Source organism: Roseomonas chloroacetimidivorans, assembly GCF_049629625.1.
GTDB lineage: Bacteria > Pseudomonadota > Alphaproteobacteria > Acetobacterales > Acetobacteraceae > Roseomonas > Roseomonas chloroacetimidivorans.
Map to the genome: position 1 here is coordinate 145,628 of NZ_JBNBZS010000015.1, position 7,626 is coordinate 153,253.

A 7,626-nucleotide genomic window follows, 5' to 3' on the forward strand; every position below is an offset into this window, starting at 1 on the left:
TAGCGTTGATATCAAGAAGAGCCCACCGAACACGGCCTCCCCGGATAGGCGCTGCCTGCCCTCGGCAGGGGTACCTGCGCCTTCCGGTTTCTGCGAACGCTACTTTCCCGGAACACTTGGCCCTGATGCGTGATCTTCCCCTGCCTCTGCTTGCTTCAGCACCGCTGGAGGACGCCTTCCGCGCCGTGCTGGGCAGCAAGGCTGGGCCCATCCTTCCGGCATGATGCCGCGGAGCGGCCGGGCCGTTCGGGCCCGCGCCGCGATCGCGGCTGAAACCGCATCAGCTCGGTCGGGAAGATCTCCGGCCCTGCAGAGCACCTGACCGGGCCCGAGCCCAGGCAATCAAGGAAACCGGCGATGACAGAGGGGCCGAAGCCCGATCCCGTGTCGGCGCGTGCTCAGCGGCTTGCGGCGGTCTCCCTCGCCGCACGGCAGCACGGCGTGGAGTTGGACGCGACCGCCGGGCTGCGCACCGCGCCGGATGCAGTTCCCGCGCCGGCGGAGCTGGCGGAATGGGTGCGCAGCCAAGGCCTCTGGGCACGTGGCGTGCGTCTTCCCTTCCGGCAGCTCGCGCGGGCGCGTCGCGACGCACCGATCGTCCTTCTAACCGAGACCGGCGCCGTGCTCGCCGTTGCCGGCGACCCCGCCCGCGGTCTCGTCTGGATCTGCGATCCCGACGCACCGGGCGCGGAGCCGCAGCCCATGGACGAGTTGCGCCTCGCCCGGCGATGGAGTGGGGAAGCCATCCTGCTGCGCCGCAGAAGGGAGGCGCCCGAGGCCGAACAACCCTTCGACCTGGGCTGGGTGTTCCGCCTCGTCCTGGGTCAGCGCCGGACGCTCCGGGATGTCGCGGTTGCCTCGCTGGCTCTCTCCGTCCTGGCCGTGGTTCCGGCCCTGTTGACCTCCACGATCCTCGACCGCGTTATTGCCCGGCAGAGCTGGTCCACCCTCGAGCTTGTCGCCACCTTCCTGCTGATCTCGGTCGGGGCAGAGGTGCTGCTGGGCCATGCCCGGCGTGAGCTTCTCCAGCTTCTCTCCACGCGCGTGGACGCGAAGCTGAACCTGCACGTCTTCGACCGACTTCTGGCCCTGCCTCTCGGCTATTTCGAGCGGCATCCGGCAGGCGAGGTGAATCATCAGGTGGCGCAGATCTTCAAGGTTCGCGCCTTTCTCACCGGCCGCCTGATGACGACAGCGCTCGACGCCGCGACGCTGCTGGTACTGCTACCTATCCTGCTGTTCCTCCAGCCGTTGCTCACATTGGTCGTGGTGGTTTGCGCTGGGCTGATCGCGCTGGTTACGGCTGCCTTCCTGCCGAGCATGCGCCGAGCCCAGGGGCGCGTGATCCAGGCCGAGATGGCCAAGAACGCACTGATGGTCGAGACCGTGCACGGCATCCGCGCCGTGAAGTCTCTCGCACTGGAGGGCACGCGGCGGGAAGAGTGGGACGCGCGCGTTGCAGCAGCCGGCCGCGCGCAGCTTGCCGCCGGGCGGCTTGGCAGCTGGCCCGTGACGGCGACACTGCCGTTGGAGCGCTTCGTGGATCGCGGCGTGCTGGCTCTGGCGGCGGGGCTCGTGCTCTCTGGCTCGGCCGAGATCCAGGTCGGAGCGCTGGTTGCCTTTACCATGCTGTCGGGGCGCCTGGCCGCGCCGCTGCTCGGCTTGGCCAGGCTGCTGGGTGAGTTGGAAGAGGCCCGCATGGCGGTGGGCCATGTCGCCGCGGTGCTGAACAATCCGACCGAGACTTCCGCCATGCAGGGTGGGCTGCGCCCCACCATCAAGGGCGAGATCGCCTTTGAAGGCGTGACCTTCACCTATCCCGGCGCGAAGCGGCCTGCGCTCGACAATGTCTCGTTCCGGGTTCCAGCGGGCCAGATCCTGGGATTGGTAGGCCGTTCGGGCTCGGGCAAGTCCACCATCACGCGGTTGCTACAGGGTATCGACCGCGAATACGCAGGTGCCGTGAGGATCGACGGGACGGACGCCAAAGAAATCAATCTCGGCCATCTCCGCCGCTCCCAGGGCATTGTCCTGCAGGACAACATCCTGTTCCGCGGCACGGTGAGGGAGAACATCCTGGCCGGCCGCCCGGGCCTTACGGCCGAGGATGCGTCGCGCGCCGCACGGCTGGCCGGCGCCGAGGAGTTCATTGAGCGGCTGCCGCGCGGCATGAACACCCTGATCGAGGAGGGCAGTTCGAATCTCTCTGGCGGTCAGCGTCAGAGACTGGCGATCGCACGCGCGATCGCCAGCGAGCCACCCGTGCTGATCCTCGACGAGGCGACGAGTGCGCTCGACCCGGAGAGCGAGGCGGTGGTGAACGCCAACCTGACGCGGCTCGGAGCGGGCCGGACTATGGTTATCGTTTCACACCGCCTCTCATCCCTGGTGCACTGCGACCTGATCGCCGTCCTGGATCAGGGCCGGCTGCTGGACATCGCGCCACATGGCGTCCTGCTTGAGCGCTGCGATGTCTATCGCCTGCTCTGGACGCAGCAGAATCGCCACATGTTTTTAGGGGCGGGGCCGGCGGCCCTGGCGGCTGAATGACCATGAAGCTGGATACCGCCTCCGCCGAAGCCGCTCTCCTCGAGTTTGAGAGCCCGACGGCAGCGTTAATCGCCCTGCCCACGGGCCGCGCTGCCCGCTCGCTTGCCTGGGTGCTCGGCGGCGGCGTCATCGCGTGTGTTGCCGCCCTCTCTGCAGTTCCTGTGGACCAGGTGGTCACCGCAACGGGCACGACGGTCTCCTCGGCCGGTACCATGGTCGTCCAGTCCCTGGAAACCTCGATCCTTCGCACGGTGGAGGTTCGGGAAGGACAGCGTGTCCAGGCCGGGCAGCTTCTTGCGCGGCTGGATCCCACCTTCGCGGAGACACGGCTCGGTGCCGATGCCGCACGGGTCACGGAGCTTGAGGCCGAGGTCGCGCGTCTCACTGCGGAGGCGCAGGGCAGTCCCTTCGCCCCGAAACCCGATGACTTGGCTATGGCCCGTCAGGGCGCGCTCGCGCAGGAACGGGCTGCGCAGCGGGACGCGACGCTTCGTCGATTTGCGGCTGAGGCCGCCGCCCTGGCCCGACAGGCCGAGGGCGCGAACTCCGACCTCCGCGGCACCGCGCAGCGGCTCGCCATCGCGCGCGACGTGGAGGGGCGCCGCCGCGAGCTGTTCCGAGATCGCATCGGGAGCGAGCTGAACCTGCTCGCGGCCACGGACATGCGCTTGCAGCTGGAGCGTCAACTTGCCGATGCTCAGTCTGAGCTCGCGCGTTTGCGGCAGGACCTGGAGGCGAAGCAGAGCGAGCAGGTGGCTTGGGAGCGCGGCTGGGCCTCGCAGATCACCACGGAATTGGCCCGCGCCTCCACCCGCTTGGCTGCACTGCGCGAGACCATGAGGGGCGACACTCTTCGTCACTCGGTGACGGAGTTGCGCGCGGAGCGGGATGCCGTGGTGCTCACTGTCGCACGTGTCTCACCGGGCTCAGTCCTCAGCGCCGGCACCGAGCTGCTCTCCCTGGTGCCTGCCGACGCGCCTGTGGAAATCGAGGCCGAGTTGCCGGGTGGTGACGAGGCCTTCGCCGAACCGGGACAGCGGGCCGTCGTGAAGTTCGACTCGCTTCCGTTCACGGTGTTTGGCGCCGCCACGGGAAGGGTCGTCACGGTCAGCCCGTCAAGCTTCCTGGCCCGGTCCGACCAGGACCGCAACGCGAGGCTGCCGACAGGCTCCAGTCCAAATTCTCCGTATTTCCGGCTGCGGATTCAGATCGAGGATCTGGGCCGCCTGCACGGGCTGCCGAAGGGCTTCAGCATCCTGCCCGGCATGCCCGTGACGGCGGACGTCAAGGTGGGGCGGTGGACGGTGCTGGAATACTTCCTGGGCCGTGTTCTGACCCCGTTGTCGGATGGCATGCGCGAGCCGACATGATCGCGCTCCTGCGTCTGTGTCCGCCACTGCGGCGCGCCCTTACCCGGCGCGCCATAGCGTGCCTGCCGCACTGGGACGGCCACGCGGCCCGTCGGCTCTACGCGGCGGCCATGGCCGGAGAGGTGGATGCGGCCCTGGCGCTCGGGCTCGCCTATGCCGAAGGGCGGGGCCTTCCGAGAGACGCGGCGGAGGCGATGCACTGGCTGCGCCGGGCGGCAGAAGCCGGCCAGTCCGAGGCGCAATGGCATCTGGCGAGGTTGCTCTCGGCCTCACCGTCACACGGCGCGGCGGCAGAGCCGCTGCAGGATTCCGCGCAGGCGCTCGACTGGGCGCTTCGTGCTGCCGAAACCGGCCACGCTGAGAGTCAGGCGCTTGCCGCTCAGCTACTGGAGCATGGACCGGCCGAGCGGCGCCACGAAGCCGCCGACTGGTACCGGTGGGCAGCTGAGGGGGGATCCGCCGCTGGCGCACTCGGCCACGCCCTGGGTCTGATCCGAGGCGCACGGAACGAGCAGGGTGCGGCCGCGGCGCTGCCCTGGCTGGAGCGCGCAGTGATGGCGGAGCTGCCTGCCGCGCTGCACCTGTTGGGCACCATGCGAGAACAGGGGATCGGCGCTCCAGCTGACATGGTCTCCGCGGCCGCGCTTCAGCGCCGGGCGGCAGAAGCGGGGCTTTCGGCAGCACAGCGAGCATTGGGCCGAATGATGTTGCTCGGCCTGGGCGTCTCGCGTGACCCGCGCCGTGGGGAGGAGTGGCTGCGCTTGGCGGCTAAAGGTGGAGATGCACAGGCAGCCGCGCTGCTGGCGCGCCTCGATGCCTAGCATGTGCAGCCCCCTGCCCCCTAGCTGGCATCGTCACGGGAACTGGGTAGTAAGCGGTCCAGAGATAGTGGAACTTGGGAAGTTGATCGCCACGGCGGCCAGCTATTCCACCGCCGCTCCGGCCCGATGCAACCGCAGGTAGTCCGGCTGTGTTAATCGACAAGTTACATGGCCTTGGCGGTTCAGGAACGATGACTGTCCGTACCCTGTCTATTCTCACGCTGGGTTTGACACTGATGACGGGTTGCGCCGTGGCGCAGCCCTATCCTCCTATCCCGCCGCCTCCCTACCAAGAGATGCGTCCGGTCGCGCCTCCAGGTCATTGGAGCTGGCAACCCGGCCACTGGCACTGGAATGGCGAGCGCTATAGCTGGATCGGCGGTCACTGGACGGATTTCCGCGGGGATGGCTCGCGCTTTGTCGCGGGGCACTGGGACAATCGCGGGGGACGCCCTGTCTGGATACCGGGTAACTGGCAATAGGGTTCACTGCGGCCCCGGGGGTAGTGCATTGCCGCACCGGCCGTGGTGGGCAAGCACCTCGTAAGGAGGCGAGGAGTGCGAATGAGCATGGTTACTCGCCAGGCAACACCCGAACCGGCCTTCCTCCATGATCACCCCCGTGCGCTCAGGTCGTGGGTGTTCACGAATCTTCGGTAACCTGCTTTTCGCTGCTGATGATCCTGAGGCAGCATACTCCAGGTCTTGCACCGTGTGGACGGTTTGGAAGTGCCTGGAGATGACGGCACGCGCGTCGTCTCGGAAAAGTTCGCGCAGTGCCCTGATGCGCCGGCTTGGTCTGGCGGCACTGATGCTTGCGGCGGGCGGCTGCGCCTCCTCCCGAGGGGACGAGGCCCTACAGGGCGGAGTTCCGAGTGGCGGAGGGCACGGCAGTACGTTCCTGCGCTTTCTCAACGCGCCTGGACCCGACCGGCCACTGGAAGAGGTCCCTCACCTCCTAATTTCCCTCGGCGGACCGGCGCGGGAAGCAGTGATGGACACGGGCTCGACTGGTGTTGTTGTCGCGGCCAACATGATACCTGACCTGCAGTCCCTTCCCTCGTTGGGCCCCGCGGAGCTGACCTACTCCAGCTCGGGGCGCGTCATGCAGGGACAGTGGGTAGTTGCGCCGGTCACCATTGCGGGGGCTGGCGGCGCAGCGATCAGAACCCGGCCAATGCCGATCCTGGCCGTCACGCGCATCTCCTGCCTGGTGCAAGCCCGTGACTGTACACCTGAAGAGGCTCCGCGGCACGTGGCCATGCTGGGTATCGGCTTCGCCCGGCAGGGAGACCATCAGGCACAGAGCACGCCTGATCATAACCCCTTCCTGCAACTGGCCGACACGGCGGGGCATGAGGCGCGACGAGGTTATATGGTGACCCGCGACGGTGTGCATGTCGGCCTGCGGGGGGACGACATCCATAGCGACTTCCTGAAGGTGCAGTTGGCACGCAGCCAGCACTTCGTCGACTGGGCTGCGCCGCCAGCCTGCATCAGTGTCGCTGGAGCAGTTCCACCAGCATGCGGTACGGTCCTGATGGACACGGGCGTATCGCGCATGTTCCTAACTGTGCCCCCTGGCCAACTCGCCGGTGTCGCGACCCGGGGAACCGCTGGTGAGCTTACCCTGATACCGGGAACAAGCGTCAGCATACAATTGCGTCCTGAGGGAAGCGCACCCTGGGGCTATACGTTCGCCGCGGAAGACGTATCGAACCCGGTCGCGCCACGTGGCATCACGCTTGTGGGGCCCGGGGAGCGGCCAGTCTTTGTGAACACCAGCTTTCGTTTCCTGAATGGCTTCGACTACCTCTTCGACGCGGATCGTGGCCTCGTAGGCTACCGGGCACGGCGTTGATTCTCCAGGCATGACGGGCGGGCGCCCCGCCCACACCGCCTTCGAGATGCGCCCTCGCGGAGATGGATGGCTTGGCCCGGAGTGCCAGTAATCAGATCACCAAGCGGGAGACATTCTGAGCCATGAAGCCTTCTTGTCCAACGCGGGGCTGCCTTGCCTGGCTTGTGGCGGCCGTATGTTGGCTGGCGGTTGCCGCGCATCCGGCACCTGCATGGGCGCAGTCGTCGCCAGCCACGGCCTGCGACGACAAGCCCTCCGCGCCGGAGCAGAGGACCTGCCTGGAGGCGCTGCTGCGGCAGGCCGACACTGCGCTGAATAGCGCCTACCAGCGCGCGCTGAGGTATATCGATGCCGATACGGACAGCACGCCGCTGCAGCGCCAGGCCTGGAAGCACGCGCTGCAGGTCGCCCAGAGGAACTGGATCGCCTTCCGTGATTCTGACTGCGGTGATCTGATCAGTTACGAGTGGCACAGTGGCAGCGGGACGGGAACAGCCAGCCTGTCATGTCTGCTGGACAAGACGACGCGCCGGAGCCAGCAACTTACTCAGCGATACACGGACAACTGATCTTCAGACGCGCGGACAGGAGCAGCGATGCGCTACTTCGGCCGCGGCGCACTCGCGGTACCGCTCTCGGCGACTGTTTCGCCGAGCTCCGGGCGGGCGCGGGGTAGGCCGCCCACCGATGTGGTATTTCCTCCGTGCGCTTCAGATCACGCCGAATGTCGGCTCGGACCAGATCGTCGCATCGGAGGGCTGATTGATGCGGCAGGCCAGAATGAGCTCATCCGGCACACTCAAAAGTCGCCTCGGTGTTATCCTCCGCTTGTCGGAGGCGGCCGGAACGAAAAAACGCCCCGAGGCGGATGCCGTCGGGGCGCTGCTACAAGTCAAGCTGGATGCGGGGACAGGATTTGAACCTGTGACCTTCAGGTTATGAGCCTGACGAGCTACCGGGCTGCTCCACCCCGCGATGGTCGGGTTTTCTTGGGGTGAAAACCCGTGGTGGTGAGATCCGTCTTG

Annotated in this window: 6 protein-coding genes and 1 tRNA gene; 6 read left to right on the forward strand and 1 reads right to left on the reverse strand. The window is 67.2% G+C overall.

Features of this window, described 5'->3' with window-relative positions; genetic code table 11:
• The first annotated feature begins 357 nt into the window (after positions 1 to 357).
• The 6 genes from ACO1BU_RS13845 to ACO1BU_RS13870 all read left to right on the forward strand — a co-directional run bounded on the left by ACO1BU_RS13845 (position 358) and on the right by ACO1BU_RS13870 (position 7,170).
• The gene (locus ACO1BU_RS13845; protein ID WP_424136541.1) at positions 358 to 2,550 is read left to right on the forward strand and encodes a peptidase domain-containing ABC transporter; all 2,193 of its coding nucleotides are present in this window, start codon (positions 358 to 360) and stop codon (positions 2,548 to 2,550) included.
• A gap of 2 nt (positions 2,551 to 2,552) precedes the next feature.
• Positions 2,553 to 3,920: an HlyD family type I secretion periplasmic adaptor subunit gene (locus ACO1BU_RS13850; RefSeq protein WP_424136542.1), complete on the forward strand. Its 1,368-nt coding sequence runs from the start codon at positions 2,553 to 2,555 to the stop codon at positions 3,918 to 3,920.
• On the forward strand, positions 3,917 to 4,741 hold the full coding sequence (locus ACO1BU_RS13855; RefSeq protein WP_424136543.1) for a tetratricopeptide repeat protein: 825 nt from the start codon (positions 3,917 to 3,919) through the stop codon (positions 4,739 to 4,741). The genes ACO1BU_RS13850 and ACO1BU_RS13855 overlap by 4 nt, the downstream gene beginning before the upstream one ends.
• Positions 4,742 to 5,037: 296 nt before the next feature.
• Positions 5,038 to 5,223: a hypothetical protein gene (locus tag ACO1BU_RS13860; RefSeq protein ID WP_424136550.1), complete on the forward strand. Its 186-nt coding sequence runs from the start codon at positions 5,038 to 5,040 to the stop codon at positions 5,221 to 5,223.
• A gap of 511 nt (positions 5,224 to 5,734) precedes the next feature.
• Positions 5,735 to 6,601 (forward strand): hypothetical protein, encoded by an 867-nt coding sequence (locus tag ACO1BU_RS13865; RefSeq protein ID WP_424136544.1) that lies wholly within the window; start codon positions 5,735 to 5,737, stop codon positions 6,599 to 6,601.
• Positions 6,602 to 6,723: 122 nt separating this feature from the next.
• A complete protein-coding gene (locus ACO1BU_RS13870) occupies positions 6,724 to 7,170 on the forward strand; it encodes a lysozyme inhibitor LprI family protein (RefSeq protein ID WP_424136545.1) in 447 nt (148 codons plus the stop codon).
• Positions 7,171 to 7,499: 329 nt separating this feature from the next.
• Here the strand turns inward: ACO1BU_RS13870 and ACO1BU_RS13875 are convergent.
• Positions 7,500 to 7,576 (reverse strand) — tRNA-Met (locus ACO1BU_RS13875).
• Positions 7,577 to 7,626: the final 50 nt, after the last annotated feature.

Coding starts and splice junctions, on each gene's coding strand:
- ACO1BU_RS13860 (WP_424136550.1), top strand. CDS start 5,038: ATGCGTCCGGTCGCGCCTCCAGGTCATTGGAGCTGGCAACCCGGCCAC.
- ACO1BU_RS13855 (WP_424136543.1), top strand. CDS start 3,917: ATGATCGCGCTCCTGCGTCTGTGTCCGCCACTGCGGCGCGCCCTTACC.
- ACO1BU_RS13845 (WP_424136541.1), top strand. CDS start 358: ATGACAGAGGGGCCGAAGCCCGATCCCGTGTCGGCGCGTGCTCAGCGG.
- ACO1BU_RS13865 (WP_424136544.1), top strand. CDS start 5,735: ATGGACACGGGCTCGACTGGTGTTGTTGTCGCGGCCAACATGATACCT.
- ACO1BU_RS13850 (WP_424136542.1), top strand. CDS start 2,553: ATGAAGCTGGATACCGCCTCCGCCGAAGCCGCTCTCCTCGAGTTTGAG.
- ACO1BU_RS13870 (WP_424136545.1), top strand. CDS start 6,724: ATGAAGCCTTCTTGTCCAACGCGGGGCTGCCTTGCCTGGCTTGTGGCG.